A 22273-nucleotide genomic window follows, 5' to 3' on the forward strand; every position below is an offset into this window, starting at 1 on the left:
CCCTCCCGGCTCGGGTGGCGCGACCGGTCTCCCTCGCCGGGATGGCCGTCGGCCGCCACAGGTCTCCTGTGGGTACCCCCCACCGGCGGCACGATCGGGCACACCATGGGCTGGGGTCTCCCCGATCCGGCCATCTCGGCGAGGGTTCCGGTTACCTCCGGCCCCGCAGCAGGCGCAGCGCCTTCTCCTTCTCGAAGTCCAGCGCACGTCCGGGAGGCGCCGACAGCCGGCCGATGCGCTCGCCGAGCTCCCGCACCGCCGCACGTACGTCGGGCTCCGCCAGCACGCGCAGCCCGAAGGCCAGCTCGGCGGGGTTGACGTCGTACCTCTTCTCCAGCGTCAGCGCGAGCGCCACCGCCCGCAGCTCGTCCTCGCCGAAGCGGCGGTGTCCCTTGGGCTCACGGGTCGGGGGGAGCAGGCCCAGAGCCTCGCGGTAGCGGAGCATGCGGGGCGAGGTCCCGAGTCGCTGGGCGGCCTCTGTGATGCGCATGGGACCTATTCTGACAAATCTGTGTTAGATACAGGCCTCCGACCGTGCGTCCCTTCATCGGTCCGACCTACACTCGGCCGAGACACCGAACTCCAGGGAGCAAACCAAGCATGGATTACAAGGTCGCCGATCTGTCGCTCGCGGCTTTCGGCCGCAGGGAGATCAATCTCGCCGAGCATGAGATGCCCGGTCTCATGTCGGTCCGCAAGGAGTACGCCGAGTCCCAGCCACTGCGCGGCGCCAAGATCATGGGCTCGCTGCACATGACGATCCAGACCGCCGTGCTGATCGAGACCCTGGTCGAGCTGGGCGCGGACGTCCGCTGGGTGAGCTGCAACATCTTCTCGACCCAGGACCACGCCGCCGCCGCGGTCGTCGTCGGCCCGAAGGGCACGGCCGAGGACCCGCAGGGCGTGCCCGTCTTCGCCTGGAAGGGCGAGACGCTGGAGGAGTACTGGTGGTGCACCGACCAGGCGCTCGCATGGCCCGGCGGCGAGGGCCCCAACATGATCCTCGATGACGGCGGCGACGCGACGATGCTCGTGCACAAGGGCGCCGAGTACGAGAAGGCCGGTGCCGTCCCCTCGGCCTCCGAGGACGACCCGGAGGAGTGGAAGGTCGTCCTCGAGCTCCTGCGCCGTACGGTCGACGGCTCCGGTCGCTGGACCAAGGCCGCCGAGCGCATCAAGGGCGTCACCGAGGAGACCACGACGGGCGTCCACCGCCTGTACGAGATGCACAAGGCCGGCTCGCTCGCCTTCCCGGCGATCAACGTCAACGACTCGGTCACCAAGTCCAAGTTCGACAACAAGTACGGTTGCCGGCACAGCGTGATCGACGGCCTCAACCGCGCCACCGACGTGCTGATCGGCGGCAAGGTCGCGGTCGTCTGCGGCTACGGCGACGTCGGCAAGGGCTGCTCGGACGCGCTGCGCGGTCAGGGCGCCCGCGTCATCGTCACCGAGATCGACCCGATCTGCGCGCTGCAGGCCGCGATGGACGGCTTCCAGGTCGCCACGCTGGAAGACGTCGTCGAGAGCGCCGACATCTTCGTGACGACGACCGGCAACTTCAACATCATCAGCGCCGAGCACATGGCGCGGATGAAGCACCAGGCGATCGTCAGCAACATCGGCCACTTCGACAACGAGATCGACATGGCCGGCCTGGCGAAGATCCCGGGCATCAAGAAGGAAGAGGTCAAGCCGCAGGTCCACACGTGGACCTTCGAGGACGGCCACAACATCATCGTGCTGGCCGAGGGCCGCCTGATGAACCTCGGCTGCGCCACCGGCCACCCGTCGTTCGTGATGTCGAACTCCTTCACCAACCAGGTGATCGCGCAGATCGAGCTCTTCACCAAGACCGAGGAGTACCCGGTCGACGTGTACGTCCTGCCCAAGCACCTGGACGAGAAGGTCGCCCGGCTGCACCTGGACGCGCTCGGCGTGAAGCTCACCGAGCTGACCAAGGAGCAGGCCGCCTACATCGGCGTCGACGTCGAGGGCCCGTACAAGCCGGACCACTACCGGTACTGATGGCTGGAGCGGAGAGCCGCCGAGCGAGCGAAGTGGACGGCCGAGGGACGAGGTCGTCCGCGAAGCGAGCGAGAAGGCGAACGCGACCATGAGCGCTGATCTCACGGACCCCGGGCTCGCCGAGTCCGGGGTCCGGCGTATCGAGTGGGCCGACCGTTCGATGCCCGTGCTCCGGCGAATTCGCGAACGCTTCGCCGCCGAGCGCCCGCTGGACGGCCTGAAGATCGCCGCGTGCATGCACGTCACCACCGAGACCGCGAACCTCATGCGCGCGCTGCAGGCCGGCGGCGCCGAGGTGGCCCTGGCCGCCTCCAACCCGCTGTCCACGCAGGACGACACGGCCGCGGCGCTCGTGTCGGAGTACGGCACGGCCGTCTTCGCCCGGCAGGGCGTCGACCGCGACGGGTACTACCGGCACATCCACCAGGCGCTGTCGATCGGCCCCGACCTGGTCCTGGACGACGGCTGCGACCTGGTCAACACCGTGCACACCGAACGCCTCGACCTGGCCAAGGGCATCCGCGCGGGCTGCGAGTCGACCACGACGGGCGTCATCCGCCTGCACCAGATGGCACGCGAGGGCGCCCTGCGCTTCCCGATGGTGGCGGTCAACGACACCGACACCAAGCACATGTTCGACAACCGGTACGGCACGGGCCAGTCGACTCTCGACGGCATCATCCGGGCGACCAACACCCTGCTCGCGGGCAAGACGATCGTCATCGCGGGCTTCGGCTTCTGCGGCCGCGGCCTGGCCGAACGCGCCCGCGGCATGGGCGGCCGCGTGGTCGTCACCGAGATCGACCCGGTGAAGGCCCTGGACGCCGTACACCAGGGCTTCCGCGTCCAGCCGATGGCCGAGGCCGCCGCGGCCGGCGACGTGTTCATCACCGTGACCGGCAACGTCGACGTGATCGGCGCCGCGCACTTCGCCGTGATGAAGGACGGCGCGATCCTGGCCAACTCGGGCCACTTCGACGTGGAGATCAACGTGCGGGAGCTGGCCGACCTGGCGGTGGAGGTCCGCCAAGAGGTGCGCCCGCAGGCCGACGAGTACTTCCTGCCGGACGGCCGGCGCCTCGTGCTCCTGGCCGAGGGCCGGCTGGTCAACCTCGCCGCCGCCGAGGGTCACCCGGCCGCGGTCATGGACATGTCCTTCGCCGACCAGGCCCTGACGTGCGAGTGGCTGGTAGGCCGGTCTCTGGCCCCGGGCGTGTACGAGGTCCCGGAGGAGATCGACACCGAGGTGGCCCGGCTGAAGCTGGCGTCGATGGACGTGGACATCGACGCCCTGACGGAGGACCAGGAGGAGTACCTGTCGTCGTGGCGCCGGGGTTCCTGAGACGTTTGCCCAGGTGACGTACGCTGACGCCCGTGAACGGGCGGATGGTCGACCGGTACGGCCGGTGCGTGGAGGTGATCCTCCTGGACCGCTGTGACGGCCACGGCCCCCAGCCGTGGCTCCGCGTGTCCTACCACCGGGTCCTCCTGGGCCCGGGCACGGTGCCGGGCCCGGGACCGGGCTACTACCGCACCCCGGACGCGGCCCTGACCCAGGTCGACGCCGAAAGCCTGGTCGACCTCCTGCCGTTCCACGGCGTGTCACCGTCACCCCTAGATTGAGGGCATGCCGCGGGGTACGTATCTTCATGGGTCCGATGTCGAGGAGCGCTTCTCCTGTGCGCTCGACGGGGGTGGATGGCGGTACACCGCCGAGCGGTCGGACGGGGGGACGATCGAACTCGTCGCCGACGGGCGGTGGCGGCCCGCTCGCCTGCAGGTCACCTCGGGTGAGCACGTCCTGCGCGGTGGCGCGGCAGGGGCCGAGCTGCTCTGGGTGACCGCCGGCCGGGAGCGGTCCGCGCAGGCGGCCGGGTTTCTCGGTGACTCACCCGGGCTCCTCGTCGCCGTCGCCCGCTTCCTGGGCCTAGCCGAGCGTGAGCGCGTCGACGTACGGCTGCTCGAGCTCACCGCTCCCGCGCTCGCCGTCCGTACGGTGCCGCAGCGCTGGGCGCTCGCCGAGACCGCCTGGCACGAGGCCGACGATGCGCGGCTGCGGGTCGAGCGTTACGAGGTCACCGACCTGGAGACCGGCGAGGTGTCGGAGTTCCACCTGGCCGGGGACGTCGTCGTGGCCGCGCCCGGCATCGAGCTGACCGCGCTGGAGGACCCGCCCAACTTCCCCTGAGAACTCAGGGGCGCGGGGGAAGGAACCGCGGCGGCATCCCCGGCACACCGCCGAGCCACTCGGGGCCCGGTCCGGGCGGAGGCCCGTACGGCGGAGGAGGCGGCGGCCCACCGGCGACCGTCACCGCCGACGGCACCGGGACGATGGTGTACGGCAGGCCCCGCCGGCTGATCGCCTCGCGGCGGGCGGCGCGTTCGGCGAGCCGGATCTCCTCGCGGCGCCGGCGTTCGGCCAGCACGGCGGACAGGTAGATCTCCGGCCGGAAGCCCGGAGGCGGCGGCGGACTGGCGTACCGCATGACCTCGCCGGTCAGGCGCTGCCCCATCTCGTCGCGTACGCGGGGCGCGAGCTCCCAGAAGCGCGTGAGGTACTGCCGGGCCGCCATCGCGACGTTGTCCGGCAGCATGGCCAGCTCCAGCGACGACGCCCAGGGGGCGAGCTGCTGCGGCATGATCGCGACCGGGCCGAGGAAGACGTTGACCGGCACGCGGTCCTGGATGACGATCGTGCCCGCGAACAGGTCGCCGAGGCGCTTGCCGCGCTGGTTGAGCAGCGAGGTGATCAGCGCGGGCGAGCCCAGCAGCGTCCAGATCTCCAGAAACCCGGTCAGCGCCCGTACGAGGGCCTGCCGGAACCGCTCAGGGCCCCCGTCGTCGCCGACGACGCGCAACCCGACCGCGAGCTTGCCGAGAGTACGGCCGCGCGTGAGCGTCTCTGTGATCGTCGGGTAGCCCACGAAGACGGTGACCATGAAGACGATCGCCAGGCCGACCGTGACCGCGGAGTCCATCACCGCCGCCGACAGGCCGACGAAGATGAAGCAGATGTAGAGCACGAAGACCTGCAGGAGCATGTCGACGAACAGCGCGAGGGCACGGCTGGCCAGCCGTGCGACCCGGATGTCGAGTGCGACGGCCTCGCCGGTCACCAGTTCGATGGGCACGCGCCCTCCAGTCGAGATCTCCGCTTGAGAGTAGTGTGCCCGTCTGTGGACGTCGACGCCTTCGTAGCCGCGCACAACGCCGAATGGCGGCGCCTGGAGCAACTCGTCAACCGGGGTACGCGACGGCTGAGCGGCGCGGAGATCGATGAGCTGGTCGAGCTGTACCAGCGGGCCGCGACCCATCTGTCGGTCGTACGCTCCAGTTCGCCCGAACCCGCGCTCGTCGGCCGGCTGTCGTCGCTGGTCGCACGGGGTCGCGCGACGGTGACCGGAGCGCACGCGCCGATGTGGCGTGACGCCGCCCGGTTCCTGACGGTGTCCTTTCCGGCGACGGTGTACCGCGTGCGCTGGTGGTGGCTGGGCTCGGCGGTCATCTGCAACCTGATCTCGGTGGTGATCGCCATCTGGGTGGCGCGCAACCCGGAGGTGCAGAGCTCGCTGCTGTCGCCTTCGGAGATCAAGCAGTTGGTCGACCACGACTTCGCGAACTACTACACCGAGCACGCGGCCGGGGCGTTCGCCTTCCAGGTCTGGGTGAACAACGTGTGGGTCTCGGCGCAGGCGCTGATCTTCGGCATCCTGCTCGGCGTCCCGACGATCCTCGTCCTGTGGGGCAACCAGCTCAACCTCGGCGTCTCGGCCGGCCTGATGTTCGCCCACGGCAAGGGCGCGATCTTCTTCGGCCTGATCCTGCCGCACGGCCTGCTCGAACTGACCGCCGTGTACCTCGCCTCCGCCGCGGGCCTGCGCCTCGGCTGGACGGTCATCGACCCGGGCCCGCGCCGCCGCAGCCAGGCACTGGCCGAGGAGGGCCGCGCGGCGATGAGCATCGCGCTGGGGCTGATCGGGGTACTCGCGATCTCGGGCGCCATCGAGGGCTTCGTCACCGGCCACGTCCCGGTGACGTGGCTCCGCATCGCGATCGGCATCCTGGCGGAGACGGCCTTCCTGACGTACGTGATCGTCTTCGGCCGCCGCGCCGTCCGCGACGGCGAGACCGGCGACGCCGAAATCGTCCCCGACATGGCCCCCGTCGCCGCCTGAACTCAGAGCCCGTCAGCGGTCCTGGGGGACGGGCACGCGTCGGCCAGGGCCGGGGCTCTTGTTCCCGATACGGCGACGACCTGTACGTTCGTACCTCCGCCGTCACATAACGCCCGTCGGCGCGGGTGCGTTCAATGGGGGATTGTTAACGGTGCCGACACCATCTGAGACGGGATCAGAGCCAGGATGTGTCTCATCCACTGGCCCGAGCGCGACCGCCGTGCCCGTCCGCGGTCGCTGTGAGGAGGGCGCCGTGCACACCCGCCGTCCGCGCTACCGCCGTGTCGCCGTGAGCGCCGCCGCCGTCGCAGGCGCCCTCGCGCTGTCGGCGTGCGGCGCCGGGGCCACCACCGCGCCCTCGCAGAACGCCCTGGACAGGATCAAGAAGAACGGCGAGCTCGTGATCGCCACGGACGCCACGTACGCGCCCAACGAGTTCCAGCAGAAGGGGCGGATCGTCGGTTTCGACATCGACCTGGGAACCGAGATCGCCAGAAGGCTGGGCGTCACCGTGAAGTTCAAGAACGTCAAGTTCGACGACATCCTGCCGGCGCTGCGGAGCAAGACGTACGACCTCGGCCTGTCCTCCATCACCGACAACGAGCAGCGTGAGCGGAGCCTCGACTTCGTCACCTACTTCTCCGCGGGCACGAGCCTGATGGTCAAGGCCGGCAACCCGGAGAAGCTCTCGCCGGGCGACCTGTCGCTGTGCGGCAAGAAGATCGCGGTCCAGAAGGGGACCACGCAGGCGGACGAGCTCACCCCCAAGTCCTCCGCCGACTCAGGCGCCGGCTCCCGCGTGGAGAAGTGCAGGCGGGGCGGCAGGCCGGCGCCGGTGAAGCTCCCCATGCACGACCAGGGCGCCGCCGATCTGGCCCTGAGCGAAGGCCGCGCCGACGCCGTCCTGGCCGACTCCCCGGTCGCCGGATACGTGGTGAAGCAGTCCGGCGGCAAGCTCGCGCTCGCGGGCAAGGCCTACGACACCGCGCCGTACGGCATCGCGGTCCCGAAGGATGAGGACGACCTGCTGGACGCGATCCAGAAGACGGTCAAGAACATGATCAGCGACGGCTTCTACAAGATGTACGCCGACATCTGGGGCGTCGCCGACGGCGGCATCATCGACCCCCAGGTCAACGGAGCGGGCTGACCGACCCCGAGCCCGTCTGGGCGGCCCTCAGCCGAGCGCGTCCAGGTCGACGGTGACCGGGAACGGAGCCTCGACCTTCAGAGCGGCACGATGGGTACCGAGTGGCACATAGATTTTCTGTGCCGTGTCGAGTTCGTACGTATAGGCGATCAATCCGACGCTTTCTTGTTCGACGCGCCAATAGTGCGGAATTCCGGCAACGGCGAATTCGGCGGGTTTGTCCAAGCGGTCGGCATTGACGCTGCCCTTGCTCATGATTTCGACGGCCAGGAGAACCTGGTGTGGCCGCACGGGCAGCTCGTCCGGGTCGCCGGAGAAGACGAGGATATCCGGACGCCGATTATGTAGGGGTATGTCGGAAATCCGCAGGTCCACGTCGGTGGTCACCTGCCAGGGCGGGGGCGCGGCGTCCTCAATGGAGTTGGCGAGCAGTCGCGCGATGCGATTGTGTCTTGGGGTCGCGGAGGGCGACACGATAATGCTCCCGTCGACGATTTCGATGCGCCGGCAAATCTCTTCCGGCATGCGATCGTATTCCTCGGCGGTGACACCTTCCTCCGGAAGCGCCATCATCCATTCCGGTAGCGCGGTCACGTCAGACCTCCCTGAGCGGCGTGTTGCTCAGCCTGTGTTCTCACAGGCTACGGCAAGTCGTAAGTCAGAGGCGGCCGGCGGCCTTGAGAGAGAGGTACGCGTCGGCCAGGGCCGGGGCGATCTCCTCCGGCGGGGCGTCGACGACCTCCACTCCGTACTTCCGCAGCTCCGCCGTCACCCGCCGCCGGTCGGCGTGGGCGCGTTCGGCCGCCGCCGCGTCGTACACCGCCGCCGCGTCGCCCCTGGCCGTGGCCATCTCGCTCACCCGCGGGTCGCTCACCGCGGCGATCATCACCAGGTGCTTGGCCGTCAGCTGCGGCAGCAGCGGCAGCAGGCCCTCTTCCATGGCCGTCGCGTTCAGGTCGGTCAGCAGGACCACCAGGCAGCGCTGCCGTACGCGGGCCAGCAGGGTCGAGACCATGCCCGCCGCGTCGGCCTCGACGAGTTCGGGTTCCAGCGGGGCCATCGCGCGGACCATCGCGGTCAGCAGGCTCGTACGCGTGCTGCCCTCCACCCGCGCCCGCACCTGACGGTCGTACGCGAGAAGGTCCACCCGGTCACCGGCCCGCGACGCCAGCGCGCCCAGCAGCAGCGCCGCGTCCATCGAGCAGTCGAGCCGGGGGATGTCGCCGACCCGCCCCGCCGCCGTACGTCCGGTGTCCAGCACCAGGTAGATGCGCCGGTCGCGCTCCGGGCGCCAGGTCCGTACGACCACGTCGCTGCGGCGCGCCGTCGCCCGCCAGTCGATGGAGCGCACGTCGTCGCCGTCCACGTACTCCCGCAGCGAGTCGAACTCGGTGCCCTGGCCGCGGATGAGCGCGACGTGCTGCCCGGTCAGCTCGCGCAGCCGGGCCAGCTTCGCGGGCAGGTGGCGGCGCGACGGGAACGCCGGCAGGACCCGTACGGTCCAGGGCGCCTTCCGTGAGAGCTGGCGGGCGGCCAGCCGCAGCGGCCCGTACGACCGGATCGTCACCGAGACGGCCCGGCGGTCGCCGCGGCGCGTGGGCGCGAGACGCATGTCGACCCGGCGGCGCTCGCCCGCCGGCACCGACAGGGAGACCGAGCGCGGCGTGGCCCCGGCGCTCGGCGGCCAGGCGTCGCGTACGTCGGCGCGCAGCCGGCGTGTGCCGAGGTTCTCCACGATCAGCGAGACCGAGCCCGTCTCCCCGAGGCGGACGTTCGTCTCGCCCGAGCGGTGCAGGCCCAGGCCGCGGATGTTGCCGGCCAGGGCGATATCGGCGGCGACCAGCGCGACGAGGAGAACGTCGACCGCGAGCAGCGTCCACCAGCTCGGCGCGATCACCATGATCACCGCGCCGAGCAGTGCCAGCAGCCCCGTACGGCCGGTCAGCGCCATCAGCGGGGTGCGGGGACGGTGGTCAGCACGCCGTCGAGCACGCCATCGGTCGTGGCCCCCTCGAGCTCGGCCTCGGGCCGGAGCTGGACGCGGTGGCGCAGCGTCGGCCGGGCGAGGGCCTTCACGTCGTCGGGGCGTACGTAGTCGCGGCCGGACAGCCACGCCCACGCGCGCGCCGTCGCGAGCAGCGCGGTGGCGCCACGCGGGGAGACACCGAGCTGCAGGGACGGCGACTGCCGGGTGGCCCGGCACAGGTCGACGACGTAGCCGCTGATCTTCGGGTCGACGCGGACGCGGCGTACGGCCTCGCGCCCGGCGGCCAGATCCTCCGGGCCGGCGACGGGAGAGACGCCGGCGGCGTCGAGGTCTCGGGGGTCGAAGCCGGAGGCGTGCCGCTGCAGGACGGCGATCTCGTCCTCGCGGGAGGGCACCGGGACGTTCAGCTTCACCAGGAACCGGTCGAGCTGCGCCTCGGGCAGCGGGTAGGTGCCCTCGTACTCGATGGGGTTCTGCGTGGCGCACACGACGAACGGGTCGGGCAGAAGGCGCGGCATGCCCTCGACCGACACCTGACGCTCCTCCATCGACTCCAGCAGCGAGGCCTGGGTCTTCGGCGGCGTCCGGTTGATCTCGTCGGCGAGCAGGAGGTTGGTGAAGACGGGCCCCTCGCGGAACTCGAACTCCGAGGTCCGGTTGTCATAGATCAGCGAGCCCGTGACGTCGCCGGGCATGAGGTCGGGGGTGAACTGCACGCGCTTGAAGTCGAGCTTCAGCGACTGGGCCAGTGTGCGGATGAGCAGCGTCTTGGCCACCCCGGGTACGCCTTCGAGCAGGACGTGGCCGCGGCACAGCAGGGCGATGACCAGGCCGGTCACCACGGCGTCCTGACCGACGACGGCCTTGGCGACCTCGCCGCGCAGTGCCATCAGCGCGGCGCGGGTGTCCTCCGCCGGACCCGCGTCCACCGGCTCGGCGCCGAACATGTTGGACTCGCTCACGAGTTGCGAACCTGCCTTTCGAGTTCGTCGAGGTAGCCGGCGAGCCGGACCAGCTCGGCGTCGTCCACTGGTGGAGGACCGTACAGCGCGTTACCGATCATCGCGGGCGGCTCTCCGGTATGGGCGGCGATCCCGGCGACGATGTCCGTCGCCATGCCCGGGTCGGCGGCGGCGCTCTTGGGCAAGCCGAGCAGCGCCGTCAGTCGTTCGAGCGCGCCCGTACGCAGCGCCACGGCGGCGCGGTCGGCGGCGCGCCGCGCGCGGTAGAGCCGGGCGCGGCCCTCGACCGCCTCGGCCGAGCGCACGACGACCGGCAGGGGCTCGACCACGACGGGGCCGAGGCGGCGTGCCCGCCACAGCGCCACGAGGACGACGGCGATGACCGCCTGCAGCACGGCGAGCTTGACCCCGAACGGGACCAGGTCGCCGAACGACTTGCGCCCGGTGCCCGGCGGCGGGGGGTCCGGCAGCAGCCAGACGACCTCGGACCGGGTGCCGAGGAGGTTCATGCCGAGGGCGGCGTTGCCGTCCTCGGTGAGGCGCTCGTTGGTGAACGGCAGGCCGGAGCCGAGCACCGTGACGGTCGAGCCGCCCACCGGAAGCTGGACGAGGTTCGGATGGTCGCCGTCGAGGTAGCACTTGGCCGCCGTGGCCGGGGCGGTGTAGACGGTCGAGCCGAAGAGCCCGACCTGACCCGCGGAGGTCGCGGCGGGGAGCGAGCAGCCGGCGTCGAAGGTGCCCGAGCTGCCGCCGGCCGCGACGACGCCGGGGGCGAGCGCGTCCAGCGTGTCCGCGGTGGGCTCGATGAGCAGCCGGTCGCCGGGCAGGCTCCGCAGGGTATTCAGGTCCTCCGGCCGCAGCCGCTCCGACCGGGCGATCACGAGCGTCGCGTCGGGATGGGTCAGCAGCGCGTTCGCCGCCGAGGACGTGGTGCGCGCCACGGTCACCGGCGTGCCGTGCTGCCGGGTGATCTCGGCGAGCGCCCGGGTGCCCTGCCGTCCGGGAGAGTCGGGGTCGAGGAACTCCGGCCGGGTCGTCGGCCGCAGTGCGGCGAGCGCCACACCGAGCACGAGGAGCGCGAGGACCACGACCAGGATGCCGCGCGAGCGGTTCCAGCGGCGCCGCGCGACGCTGCGGGCGCTCTCGGGGGCGGCCGGCGGTGCGGCCGTCTCTGTCGTCGTGGTCACCGGGTCCCCTCGGAGACGAGTGGCACGGGACGCGCCGACCGCAGCCGGCGGTCGAGCTCGGTGAGCCGCCCGTAGCCCTCCGCGTCGCCCGTACGGCCGCCGTACCAGACGTCGTCGAAGATCCGTACGCCCGCGGACAGCTCGTCGGCGTGGTCGGGCAGCGCCAGGCCCGCCTCGGTGGCCAGCTCGTCCGCCGTACGGCCGGGGCGCGGCTGGACGATGACGCGTTCTTCCAGGTCACGGGCGATGGCGCGCAGGCGTTCGCGGATGGCCTCGGGCCATTGTTCGGCCGCGGCGTGGCGTTCGGCGGCGGAGCGGTGGTCCTCGGCGGTCGTGTGCGCGTCGTCGAGCAGGCTCGCGCGCTCGGCGGCGTTGCGGCGAACGTTGCCGATCCGCCACCAGATCGCGGCGGCGATGAGGATGAGCAGGAGCAGGAGTGCGGCCAGCGCGGTCCAGCTTCCGCTGCCTCCGGTGTGGTCGCCGGGCACGTGGTCGAACAGGGAGTCGATCCAGTCGCCGATCCGGCGCAGGAGACGGTCGAGGAACGACGGCTCGTCGCGGTGGTAGATCTGTTTTTGCAGCTCACGGCGGGCGAGCTCGCGCGCGTCGTCCCGGCCGACCGGAGGGGAGAGGTACTCGATCATCAGTGCCATCCCGGCGGCGGTGCCATCGTGTGCGGCGCCGGCGGGGCGCTTCGCGGCATCATGGGCTGCGGGCCGGAGCCCGCGGCGGTCAGCGGCCCCGGCAGCCACGCGGCCAGCGGGTCGTCCGGCGGGTCCATCTGAAGCTCCAGGTCGAACGCCTCGCGCCGCATCCGCCGGTCGGCGTACAGCATCGCGATGACCCCGGCGTTGAAGGGGTTGGCCAGGGTGCCGGCGACGATGCGGCCGATCGCGGAGAGCGCCACCAGGCCGATGAGGGTCCAGCCGGTCGGCTCGGAGTCGAAGCCCAGCACGATCCGTCCGGCGACCGAGAACGGCATCGGGAGCACGACGAACCCGGCCAGCACCGCGATCACCTGGGCGAGGACCAGCACGCCGAACGTCCGCCACCAGCGGCCCCGTACGATCTCCGCCGACCTCCGCAGCGAGGCGATCACCCCGCGCCGCTCCATGATGAGGATCGGGGCGGCAAGGGCGAACCACACATAGCTCGACACCATCAGCACGAGGGACACCGGCACGGCGAAGATCCACGCCAGGGCCTGCAGCCCGACGGGCGCGCCGGCCGCGACCGCCGCCGCGAGCGGGACGAACGGCACCGCCACCGACAGGATCACGATCGCGATCAGGAGGGCCGAGACGCCGAGCAGGCGCATCACCGACGGCCGCGCGGCGCGCCACGATCGGGTGAACGACGTCGCACGGCCCAGCAGCGTACGGGCCATGACCGGGGCGAGCAGGCCGCTGAGCAGCAGCACGACGAACGCCGTGAGCAGCATGCCGCCCGAGACCGTGATGAACGCCCAGCCGACGGTCCGCGCGAGGACGCCCGGAGTGACCTCCTCGCGGGCCTTCGAGCCGATGAAGAAGTACTGCGCGACGGTGACGATGACCTCGACGACGCTGGTCAGGGCCGCCGACATGCCGAGAGTGGCGCGCGGGTTGCGGCGGATGTAGGTGACGGCGCCGTCGAGGATCTCCGAGACGCCAAGCGGGCGCAGCGGGATCTCGGCCTGGAGTTCGGCCTCGCCCTCGGTCTCGCTTTCGTCGGCGGGGGGCTCCGGCTCCAGGGGCGCGGGCGCGTCGGCGGCGGGCTCGTCAGAGCCCGGCGTCGCCCAAGGCCGCGGGTCGGTCACACCTACTCCCCCCTGTGAGTACGGCTCATCCTGCCACGCCTGAAGGTGCCCGGGTGATCACGCGCTCGGACTCCTTTGCTTCAGTGTCAAATGGGGCAAAATGGGGGCGTGGAACCCCTGCGCTGGATCGATCCCCCGGATGGCCCCGCGGTGGCACTGCTCGACCAGACGCGGCTGCCGAACGAGGAGGTCACGCTTCTCTGCGAGGACGTTCCGGCGCTCGTGGCGGCGATCAAGAGCCTTGCCGTACGCGGCGCGCCGCTACTCGGCATCGCCGGCGGGTACGGCGTCGCGCTCGCCGCCGCACTCGGTCTCGACGTGGACGCGGCGGCCGGCGAACTCGCGAACGCGCGGCCGACTGCGGTCAATCTGGGCTGGGCCGCGCGCCGGGTCCAGGAGGCCCATCGGGAGGGTCGCGACGCCCTCACGGAGGCGCACGCCATCGCCGCCGAGGAAGCCTCCGCGAGCGCGCGGATGGGCGAGCACGGCCTGACGCTCGTCCCGGAGAACGCCCGCGTCCTGACCCACTGCAACGCGGGCGCCCTGGCGGCGGGCGGGGAGGGTACGGCCCTGGCCGTCGTCGCCGCCGCTCACCGGGCCGGCCGCCTGAAGCACCTGTGGGTGGACGAAACGCGGCCGCTCCTTCAGGGGGCACGGCTCACGGCGTACGAGGCGCGGCGGCACGGCATGCCGTACGCGGTGCTGCCGGACAACGCGGCGGGCAGCCTGTTCGCGGCGGGCGAGGTGGACCTGGTGGTCGTGGGCGCCGACCGGATCGCGGCGGACCACAGCGTCGCCAACAAGGTGGGCACCTACCCCCTCGCGGTGCTGGCCCACCACCACGGAGTGCCGTTCGTCGTGGTCGCGCCGACGAGCACGATCGACCCGGAGGCCCGTACGGGAGCAGACATTCCGATCGAACAGCGTGACCCGGACGAAGTGACCACGATCGCCGGTCGGCGTATGGCGCCGGAGGGCAGCCGGGCGTACAATCCGGCGTTCGACGTCACTCCAGGACATCTGGTAACGGCGATCGTCACTGAGCAGGGGGTCATTACACGGGAGAACGGGGGTAACCTTGGCCTGCCTGGGGGGACCCGCCTCTGACTACACCGGCGATGAGGGTACATGAAAGGACGCGTGCTGGTCGTCGATGACGACCTGGCTCTGGCCGAGATGCTCGGCATCGTGCTTCGGGGTGAGGGTTTCGAGCCCTCCTTCGTCCACGATGGTGACAAAGCGCTCGAGGCGTTCCGGGAGACCCGCCCCGACCTCGTGCTGCTCGACCTGATGCTTCCCGGTATCGACGGCATCGACGTATGCCGCCAGATCCGGGCCGAAACCGGTGTGCCGATCGTGATGCTCACGGCCAAGAGCGACACGGTCGACGTCGTCTTGGGCCTCGAATCGGGCGCCGACGACTACATCGTCAAACCGTTCAAGCCAAAGGAGCTCGTGGCGCGCGTCCGCGCGCGGCTCCGCCGCACCGACGACCCGACACCGGAGCTGCTGCAGATCGGCGACATCGCGATCGACGTCGCGGGGCATTCGGTCAAACGCGGCGACCGGCACATTCCGCTGACCCCGCTGGAGTTCGACCTGCTCGTCGCGCTGGCCCGCAAGCCGCGCCAGGTCTTCACCCGCGAGGTTCTGCTCGAGCAGGTCTGGGGCTACCGCCACGCCGCCGACACGCGGCTGGTCAACGTCCACGTCCAGCGGCTCCGAGCAAAGATCGAAAAGGACCCCGAACACCCGGAGATCGTCGTCACCGTTCGCGGCGTCGGCTACAAGGCCGGCCCGGCCTAGGGCCGGGCCTGTGCGCCCCCGGCCATGACCATGCGGATCCCTCTTGAAGCGACGGCCCGGCGCGGCCTGCGCGTGGTCCGTCGTCTCTTCCGCCTGGCGCTCGGCACGGCGCACGCGAGCTGGCGCCGCTCGATCCGCGTCCGCGTGGTCACGACGACGCTGGTCATCTCCGGCGTCGTCGTGGCGGTGCTCGGCGTCTTCCTGATGCAGCAGATCACCAACGCTCTGCTGGAGGCCAAGGAACGCGCCGCGCTGCTCCAGCTCGACGACGGCGTGGGCGTGGCCCAGGGCCGCCTGGCGGCGGGGCCGACCGACCAGGAGACGACGAACGGCAAGCTGAACGACGTGGTGACCACGCTGGCCCGGCGCAGCGGCCCGGCCGGCCTGTACGAGGTCATCATCAGGGACGAGAACGATCCGGGCATCGCCGGTTTCAGCAGCAACGCCATCAAACTGGACAGCGTCCCGGAGCGCCTGACCCAGCAGGTGGAGCGCTCGCTCGCCAGCACGCCGTACCGCACGTACGGCCGGCTGTCCTATGACGACGGCACGTCGGCGGCCGGGCTGATCGTCGGCACCAAGGTCAACGGCTACCAGCTCTACTACCTGTTCCCGCTGACCCAGGAGAAGCAGAGCCTGACGGTGGTCCAGCGGACCCTGTTCGGCGTCGGCGGCGCGCTCGTGCTCCTGCTCGCCGCGATCGCCTCTCTCGTGACGCGCCAGGTGGTGATTCCGGTCCGGCTGGCGGCCCAATCGGCCGAGCGCCTGGCCGCGGGCCGCCTCGAAGAACGCATGAAGGTACGCGGGGAGGACGACCTGGCGCGTCTCGCCACGTCGTTCAATGACATGGCCGCCAACCTCCAGGAGAAGATCGTCCAGCTGGAGGAGCTGTCGAAGGTGCAGCGGCAGTTCGTCTCGGACGTCTCCCACGAGTTGCGCACCCCGCTGACGACGATCCGCATCGCGGCGGACGTCCTCTATGAGGCGCGTGAGGACTTCGACCCGCTGACCTCTCGTTCGGCGGAGCTGCTGCAGAGCCAGCTCGAGCGTTTCGAGGGCCTGCTGGCGGACCTCTTGGAGATCAGCCGTTACGACGCCGGCGCCGCCACCTTGGACGCGGAGTCCATCGACGTCCGCGAACTCGTGCTGCGCGCGGTCGGCGACACCGAGGACCTGGCCGAACGCAAGGGCAGCAAGATCGTGCAACAGCTCCCGGGCGAGGCGACGATGGCGGAGGTCGACCGCCGCCGGGTCGAACGCATCCTGCGAAACCTCCTGGTGAACGCGGTGGAGCACGGCGAGGGCCGGGACATCGTGGTCAGCGTGGCCGCCGACCGCGACGCGGTCGCCATCGCGGTACGCGACCACGGCTGCGGCCTCCGTCCCGGCGAGGCGCACATGGTCTTCGACCGCTTCTGGCGAGCCGACCCGGCGCGTGCCCGTACGACGGGGGGCACGGGCCTGGGCCTGTCGATCTCGAAGGAGGACGCACGGCTGCACGGTGGCTGGCTCCAGGCGTGGGGCGAGCCTGACCAGGGCTCCCAGTTCCGGCTGTCGCTGCCGCGGGTGGCGGGCGCGGAGCTACGCGGCTCCCCGCTGCCCCTGGTGCCGCCGGAGGTCGAACTCCGCCGCGCCCCGTACGCGGAACTGAAACTGGAAGCCGACGCATGATCCGCCCGCGCCTTGGCCTGCTACCGGAGCCGCGAGGGGCTGCGGACGCGGCCTGGTTGCGTTCTGCGGTTCGCGTTGAGGCCGTGCAAGTGGCCGACGATGTGCGTTTCGCGGCTTGCGCTCGGCCCGTCCGAGCGACGCCTGATATGTGGGGCGCGGAGTGTGATGGGGTTCGGCGAGCGGGCCGCGATACGCGGGCCGTGGGTCGTGGTGGGGCCGTGCGCGCTGAACGGCGTGTGCGGATCGTGGATCGTTGTCGGGACGGACGAGCGGGGCGTCGGATGCGGCTGCCGTGTGGCGGGCGGGCTCGGGCTGCGGAGCTGGGGGCGGTCGGATGAGGCGAACGCTTCCGTTTATTCTCGTCGCGACCGTGCTCACCGGGTGCGCGAGCGTCCCGTCCGGCAGTCAGGTGGTCGGCGGACGGGTGACCGGGCATCAGCAGCCCATCGACGACCCGTACGTCCGCGTCATTCCGGTCGGGCCGGGTCCTGACTGGGATCCTGGAAAGATCATAACGGCCTTCCAGGCCGCCTCGGGCAGCTTCGACGGGCCGAACGGTGAACACAAGGTGGCCCGTGAGTACCTCGCGTGCGGGGGCTGCTGGCGGCCGGGTGTCGCGACGGTGGTCTATGACCGGGTTGAGCAGTCGGCGGTACAGCTCGACGGCGACCGGGCGTCGGTGACCGACGAGGTGTACCAGCTCGGGCGGATCGGCGCGGACGGGCAGTATCTTGCCGACCCGCATCACTTCAAGCAGACGTACGAGCTGCAGCGCAACGCCCAGAAGCAGTGGCGGATCAGCCAGCTGCCCCAGGAACTCCTGCTCAGCCGGAACGACGTCGACCGGGCCTTCCGGACGTTCGACCTGTACTTCTTCGCCCCCGACGCTCAGGTTCTCGTGCCGAACCCGGTGTTCATTCCGCTCGTGAGCCGTACGTGGCTGTCCGAGCAGCTTGTGAAGCAGCTGCTCGGTGGCCCGACGACATGGCTGCGCGGCGCCGCGGTCCGTACGGGCTTCCCGTCGGGTACGCAGCTGCGGAGGCTGGACATCTCCGGCGGTGTCGCCACGGTCGACCTCAGCCGGCAGGCGCGTTCGGGCGATCTGCGCACGATGTCGATCCAGCTCATGTGGACCCTGCGCCAGTTGCGCGAGGTGGACCAGCTGAAGCTGGAGGTAGACGGCAAACCGGTGCAGGTACCAGGCGTGAACGGCACGGTGCAGTCGGCGGGTGCCTGGAGCGCGTACGACCCGGACGGCGACGGCGACGTGCCACGGGGCTATGCCCGTACGGCCGACGGCCGGCTGGCCCGGCTCGACACGATGCCGTCGGTGCTGCTGCCCAAACTGCGGGTGTCTCATCCTGCGATCTCCTATGACACACGTCAGGTGGCGGCCGTCGGGTCGCACGGCGACACGGTGACGGTGACCGACCTGACGAACGGCGCCACGCGGTTCGTACTGCACGCGAAGCTCAAGGGCGGCCGGTTCAGCACGCCCTCGTGGGACTCGCGCGGCAACGTGTGGGCGGTCGAGTCGAACTCCTCCGGCTCCCGGCTGTGGGAGATCCAGGGAGGCACGAAACAGCTCGCCGTCGACGGCTGGACGCTGGCGCCGTACCCGGTGAAGGCTCTGCGCATTTCCCGAGACGGCACCCGCGCGGCCGCGATCGTCCAGATGGGGAACATCTCGCAGGTCCAGCTGGGCCGCGTCGACCGAGCCCCGACCGGCGGCCTGCAGGCGGAAGGCTTCATCGCGATCAGCTCGGACCTGCGAGGCGCCGTCGACCTGGCCTGGCGCGACGCTGACCACCTGGCCGTCGTGGGCGTGACGGAGGGGAATCCGTCGCCGCTGTTGTACGACGTGCCGGTCAGCGGCGCGGCCATCCAGCCGATGGTGGGCCCGGGCGGCGACATGAAGGCCATCGCCGCCTATCCGGGCGCGCCCCTGCTAGTGACGCAACATGTGTCGAACCCCCAGTCTTTGGACAATGTCTGCCGGCTGAGCGACAAGTACGGCGAGTGGAAGTGCTTCAATCGCACCTCCGACCCCGCTTACCCGGGCTGACCCGAGCCCGCGCCTAGGAACCTCCGCCCGAGTCGTTGGTACTGCCGTGGCGTTCGGTGGCGGCTATGACCGCGGCGGCCGGTACCTCGGCTCCGGCGGCGCGCAACGCTCGTGCCGCCTCGGCCAGGGTGGCTCCGGTTGTGATCACGTCGTCGACCAAGATCACGCATACTCCGCGGAGATCCAGGCACGCCTCCATCGCGCCGGTGAGGTTGGCCATCCGGGCGGTGGCGGTGAGGCCGGACTGATCCGCGACGCGGCGGCGATGTCTCAGCGCGGGTACGCATGAGGCGATTCGCAGGCCGGTAGACCGTGTGCCGGTAGACCGTGTGCCGGTCGCTCGCAGGTCAGTAACCCGCAGATCAGGAGCCCGCATGCCGGTAGCCCGCATGCCGGTGGCTTTCGGATCGGTCGTCCGTGGGGTGGTTGTCTGAGGACTGGTTGCCTGGGGATCGGGCTCCCTCGGATTGGTCGCCTCGGGGCTGGTTGACCGCGGACTGGTTTCCCATGGGGTGGCTACCCGGGGATTGGTTGACCGGGGACTGGTCGCCTGCGGACCGGTGGCTCGCAGGGTGGCCGTCGGGCGAAGCCGGTTCTCGGCGTCTCTGGCAGGCCGGTCGGCGGGGGCGGCGCGGGCCAGGGAGCGAGCGGCGCGGGCGGCCTCGCGGGTGATGATCAGGGTGGGGTCGCGGCTTCGGCGGCGTACGGACGCTCTCGAGGACGGGACGGGGACGAGGAGCACCGGCGAGCCCACCCCCGCCGAATCCGCTGCGGCGAACGCAGCGTTGGCCAGAGCGGCCCCTAGAGGGCGCGCCAGACCCGCCAGGCCGCGCTCCTTGTGCGCGATGATCAATTGCCGGACCTCACCCGCGTACGACGCTGTGGCCCATGTCGGTGGCAGGCCGGGTGGCACGGGAGAGGGCAGGCTCAGGCGGGCGGGAGCGGTCAGTTGCGGTGCGCAGGTTGGACATAAGAGACCTTCGACCGCGCCGCAGCCAGCGCAGGGTCGGGGGAGTACGAGGTCGAGTGCTGCGGTGAGAACGCCCATGTCAGGGAGCTTGCCGGGCCGCGCCGATGGACACCAGGCCCATCCACAGCCTGTGGATAACCCGGTGCATGACGCACTCCCCGGCTCCGGCTCGCGGTCCTCTGCACGGGCCGCTCCTGGCCGCCGACGTTGTCGCTCCAGTGCGGATCGAGCGCCCCGCAGGGCAGGTTCGCCATCGACCTGGACGGCTCGTGGCTGTCCGACATGTCATTGACGTGACGCCACGACGGTCGCCCACGCGAACCAGGCCATCAGCTCCACCAAGGTCCCACCCACGCAGATAGTGGTCGGACCACCCTCCCGCCGCTGACCGGTCTTGGTCGTGCGACGCTGAGCTGGATCGTGAGGACCCGGGGGCGCGGCGGGGCGAGTCGGTACCCGCAGGGAGACAGCCTGCCGCGAGCACGCCGTACGGCACCCCACATGGGCGCGCCTATGCGGATATACGTCGGCTACGGAGAGTGGAGCGCCTCGGCCTCCGCCATTGCTACCACTAGCGTTCGGCCCCGGCCTTCGCGTGCGACGTTGTCTCGGACGGCCCTTCTCCGAGTCGATTCCTCGGAGGAGGGCCGCAAGAGAGCGCCGTAGGGCGCCTGACGCAGTCCCGCCCCGGGTTCCTGCTCATTTGCCCACTAGATCGGGCCTCAGGCTTGCGAGCGCTGTCCAGACCGGTCGCGGACGTGGGAGGAGCTCCGGCAGCGCGGCGGCTGGCGCCGGCCCGCCCGCGATCCCCACCGAGGTGTGCGCGCGGCAGCCGCCGCCGGGGATCGTGCGCGTCGGGAATCGTGGTGGCGGGGATCGCGGTGACGGTGATCGCCGCGTCGGGGAACGCGGTGGCGAACTCCGCGGCGAAGGGGACCGCACCGCCGTGACCGGCTCGAGTCCCTGCCGCGTCGAGAACACGCCGTACGACACCCCCCAACACAGAAGCGCTGATTACAGCCGTCCGCGCCGCCGAGTAAGGGCCGCTTGAGCAAGACACCCCCCACGACCCCCGACACGCCGAAGAGCCATCCCCTCCCGAGATCGATCGATTCAACCACGCAAAGTGACAAGTTTCGGCCCACTCACACCACCCCCAACAGCCCCAAAAACCACGCAAAGCACCCAAGGTGCCACTCAGCGAACAATCCGAAAACCGCCAGCCCCGCCCCACCGCACCGGCCGACCAGCGCACCCCACCCCCACACCACCCCCGCAACCGCCCGTCCGCCACACCGATATGAGGGCCGAAGTCGCCCCCCTCAATGACCCTCCGTGGTCTTAACCGGTCCCCCCACCTGACATTCGAGTCGTAAGGGGTTAGCGTTCCTGGCATGACACCCGCCCGGGTCCGTGGTTGCGCCGAGTCTCAACCGGCCCGGCAAGCCGATGCCAGCCGCAGGCTAAACGGCCCACGTAAGGCGACTTCTCGTCGACCGATCACGGTGCGGCTTAGAAGTAAGTCCTGCCTCGCCGGGGGATCAGATGTCTCCCGGGCCGAGAGAAGAGCAGTAGTGGCGAAAGCGCCGCGAGCCTCTCAGCAGGCGGATGTGGGGACGAAGACCAGGTCGGCCGGGCGGGTGTTTTCCCGTGATTCGTGGCAACAGAGTGGTGGAACAGGGAGTGTTGAACCCGGCCGCCCCGTGCCGGGTGCTCTTAAATACCGGGAGGAGGGGGGTCCCCGTGGACATCATCGTGAAGGGACGCCACACGGACGTGGGCGATCGGTTCCGGCGTCATGTGGACACCAAACTCGCCAAGGTCGAAAAGCTGGATCCCAAGGTCATCCGGGTCGACGTGGAGGTTTCGGAGGAGCACAATCCCCGGCAGGCCGACACACGTGAGCGTATCGAGCTCACCATCGTCTCTCGCGGCCCCGTGATCAGGGCCGAGGCGGCGGCGGACGACCGCTATGCCGCGCTCGACGTCGCTCTCGGCAAGCTCGAGTCACGGCTGCGCCGCATGGGCGACCGCCGCAAGGTGCACCATGGCAACCACGGACGCGAACGGCTCGCATCAGCCCTCGCACCGGACATAGGGGACATCCCGGCCGTCGAGCCGCCGGTAACGGCAACAGAGCCGCCCGGCAAATGGGATGAAAACGTCAATACCACGCCCGACGCGGGCGACATCGTGCCGATCGCGATGGAAGGCGACGGTCCGGTGATTTTGCGGGAGAAGGCCCACAAGGCCGAACCCATGACACTTGACCAGGCTCTATTCGAGATGGAACTGGTCGGCCACGACTTCTATCTCTTCCGTGACAAGGAGAGCCGGCTTCCGAGCGTCGTATACCGGCGGCGAGGCTGGGATTATGGGGTGATCCGTCTTATCGAGGAGTGACGCTGCGCTTGCGCCGCGCCATCACCTCGACCACTCTGGTCTCAGGTACGCCCCGCGTTGGGGCGTACCTG

At 70.5% G+C, this 22273-nt stretch carries 20 protein-coding genes; 11 read left to right on the forward strand and 9 right to left on the reverse strand.

What is annotated here, in order from left to right; genetic code table 11:
* Nucleotides 1-151: 151 nt before the first annotated feature.
* On the reverse strand, nucleotides 152-490 hold the full coding sequence (locus QWU11_RS23320) for a MerR family DNA-binding transcriptional regulator (RefSeq protein ID WP_290116458.1): 339 nt from the start codon (nucleotides 488-490) through the stop codon (nucleotides 152-154).
* A gap of 110 nt (nucleotides 491-600) precedes the next feature.
* On the opposite strand from QWU11_RS23320, the gene ahcY (QWU11_RS23325) reads away from it, so the two are divergent.
* The 4 genes from ahcY (QWU11_RS23325) to QWU11_RS23340 all read left to right on the forward strand — a co-directional run bounded on the left by ahcY (QWU11_RS23325) (nucleotide 601) and on the right by QWU11_RS23340 (nucleotide 4216).
* A complete protein-coding gene (gene ahcY, locus QWU11_RS23325; RefSeq protein ID WP_290116466.1) occupies nucleotides 601-2028 on the forward strand; it encodes an adenosylhomocysteinase in 1428 nt (475 codons plus the stop codon).
* Nucleotides 2029-2116: 88 nt separating this feature from the next.
* A complete protein-coding gene (gene ahcY, locus QWU11_RS23330; RefSeq protein ID WP_290116467.1) occupies nucleotides 2117-3370 on the forward strand; it encodes an adenosylhomocysteinase in 1254 nt (417 codons plus the stop codon).
* Between the two features lie 32 nt (nucleotides 3371-3402).
* Complete coding sequence (locus QWU11_RS23335) at nucleotides 3403-3651, forward strand: hypothetical protein (protein WP_290116468.1); 249 nt, start codon at nucleotides 3403-3405, stop codon at nucleotides 3649-3651.
* Between the two features lie 4 nt (nucleotides 3652-3655).
* A complete protein-coding gene (locus QWU11_RS23340; RefSeq protein ID WP_290116470.1) occupies nucleotides 3656-4216 on the forward strand; it encodes a hypothetical protein in 561 nt (186 codons plus the stop codon).
* A 4-nt stretch (nucleotides 4217-4220) separates the two neighbouring features.
* Here QWU11_RS23340 and QWU11_RS23345 read toward each other — a convergent pair whose 3' ends face one another.
* On the reverse strand, nucleotides 4221-5159 hold the full coding sequence (locus QWU11_RS23345; protein WP_290116472.1) for an RDD family protein: 939 nt from the start codon (nucleotides 5157-5159) through the stop codon (nucleotides 4221-4223).
* 45 nt (nucleotides 5160-5204) lie between these two features.
* On the opposite strand from QWU11_RS23345, the gene QWU11_RS23350 reads away from it, so the two are divergent.
* Both QWU11_RS23350 and QWU11_RS23355 read left to right on the forward strand, forming a co-directional pair.
* Complete coding sequence (locus tag QWU11_RS23350) at nucleotides 5205-6203, forward strand: stage II sporulation protein M (RefSeq protein ID WP_290116474.1); 999 nt, start codon at nucleotides 5205-5207, stop codon at nucleotides 6201-6203.
* 253 nt (nucleotides 6204-6456) lie between these two features.
* Nucleotides 6457-7353, forward strand: coding sequence for an ABC transporter substrate-binding protein (locus QWU11_RS23355; protein WP_290116489.1), 897 nt, complete (start codon nucleotides 6457-6459; stop codon nucleotides 7351-7353).
* Nucleotides 7354-7380: 27 nt separating this feature from the next.
* On the opposite strand, the gene QWU11_RS23360 is transcribed toward QWU11_RS23355, so the two are convergent.
* The 6 genes from QWU11_RS23360 to QWU11_RS23385 all read right to left on the reverse strand — a co-directional run bounded on the left by QWU11_RS23360 (nucleotide 7381) and on the right by QWU11_RS23385 (nucleotide 13287).
* Nucleotides 7381-7947, reverse strand: coding sequence for a Uma2 family endonuclease (locus QWU11_RS23360; protein ID WP_290116500.1), 567 nt, complete (start codon nucleotides 7945-7947; stop codon nucleotides 7381-7383).
* 64 nt (nucleotides 7948-8011) lie between these two features.
* Complete coding sequence (locus QWU11_RS23365; RefSeq protein ID WP_290116504.1) at nucleotides 8012-9304, reverse strand: DUF58 domain-containing protein; 1293 nt, start codon at nucleotides 9302-9304, stop codon at nucleotides 8012-8014.
* Nucleotides 9304-10287 carry a MoxR family ATPase gene (locus tag QWU11_RS23370; RefSeq protein WP_290116646.1) on the reverse strand — a complete coding sequence of 328 codons (984 nt, stop codon included), beginning with the start codon at nucleotides 10285-10287 and terminating at the stop codon, nucleotides 9304-9306. The genes QWU11_RS23365 and QWU11_RS23370 overlap by 1 nt, the downstream gene beginning before the upstream one ends.
* Before the next feature lie 11 nt (nucleotides 10288-10298).
* The gene (locus QWU11_RS23375; RefSeq protein WP_290116506.1) at nucleotides 10299-11489 is read right to left on the reverse strand and encodes a DUF4350 domain-containing protein; all 1191 of its coding nucleotides are present in this window, start codon (nucleotides 11487-11489) and stop codon (nucleotides 10299-10301) included.
* Nucleotides 11486-12142 (reverse strand): DUF4129 domain-containing protein, encoded by a 657-nt coding sequence (locus QWU11_RS23380; RefSeq protein ID WP_290116508.1) that lies wholly within the window; start codon nucleotides 12140-12142, stop codon nucleotides 11486-11488. Before QWU11_RS23380 ends, QWU11_RS23375 begins: the two co-directional genes overlap by 4 nt.
* Complete coding sequence (locus tag QWU11_RS23385; protein ID WP_290116509.1) at nucleotides 12133-13287, reverse strand: hypothetical protein; 1155 nt, start codon at nucleotides 13285-13287, stop codon at nucleotides 12133-12135. The genes QWU11_RS23380 and QWU11_RS23385 overlap by 10 nt, the downstream gene beginning before the upstream one ends.
* 108 nt (nucleotides 13288-13395) lie before the next feature.
* On the opposite strand from QWU11_RS23385, the gene mtnA reads away from it, so the two are divergent.
* The 4 genes from mtnA to QWU11_RS23405 all read left to right on the forward strand — a co-directional run bounded on the left by mtnA (nucleotide 13396) and on the right by QWU11_RS23405 (nucleotide 18829).
* Nucleotides 13396-14394: an S-methyl-5-thioribose-1-phosphate isomerase gene (gene mtnA / locus QWU11_RS23390; RefSeq protein WP_290116510.1), complete on the forward strand. Its 999-nt coding sequence runs from the start codon at nucleotides 13396-13398 to the stop codon at nucleotides 14392-14394.
* A gap of 21 nt (nucleotides 14395-14415) precedes the next feature.
* Nucleotides 14416-15093: an MtrAB system response regulator MtrA gene (gene mtrA, locus QWU11_RS23395; RefSeq protein ID WP_141956985.1), complete on the forward strand. Its 678-nt coding sequence runs from the start codon at nucleotides 14416-14418 to the stop codon at nucleotides 15091-15093.
* Between the two features lie 24 nt (nucleotides 15094-15117).
* On the forward strand, nucleotides 15118-16764 hold the full coding sequence (gene mtrB / locus QWU11_RS23400) for an MtrAB system histidine kinase MtrB (RefSeq protein ID WP_290116511.1): 1647 nt from the start codon (nucleotides 15118-15120) through the stop codon (nucleotides 16762-16764).
* Nucleotides 16765-17098: 334 nt separating this feature from the next.
* On the forward strand, nucleotides 17099-18829 hold the full coding sequence (locus tag QWU11_RS23405) for an LpqB family beta-propeller domain-containing protein (protein WP_290116512.1): 1731 nt from the start codon (nucleotides 17099-17101) through the stop codon (nucleotides 18827-18829).
* Between the two features lie 13 nt (nucleotides 18830-18842).
* Here QWU11_RS23405 and QWU11_RS47400 read toward each other — a convergent pair whose 3' ends face one another.
* Nucleotides 18843-19877, reverse strand: a complete 1035-nt coding sequence (locus tag QWU11_RS47400; protein ID WP_354670887.1) for a phosphoribosyltransferase family protein — start codon at nucleotides 19875-19877, stop codon at nucleotides 18843-18845.
* A 1665-nt stretch (nucleotides 19878-21542) separates the two neighbouring features.
* Between QWU11_RS47400 and raiA the strand changes: the two genes are divergently transcribed.
* Nucleotides 21543-22202, forward strand: a complete 660-nt coding sequence (gene raiA, locus QWU11_RS23415; protein ID WP_290116513.1) for a ribosome-associated translation inhibitor RaiA — start codon at nucleotides 21543-21545, stop codon at nucleotides 22200-22202.
* The last annotated feature ends 71 nt before the right edge of the window (nucleotides 22203-22273 follow it).

Source organism: Actinomadura sp. DC4 (assembly GCF_030406325.1).
Classification (GTDB): Bacteria; Actinomycetota; Actinomycetes; order Streptosporangiales; family Streptosporangiaceae; genus Actinoallomurus.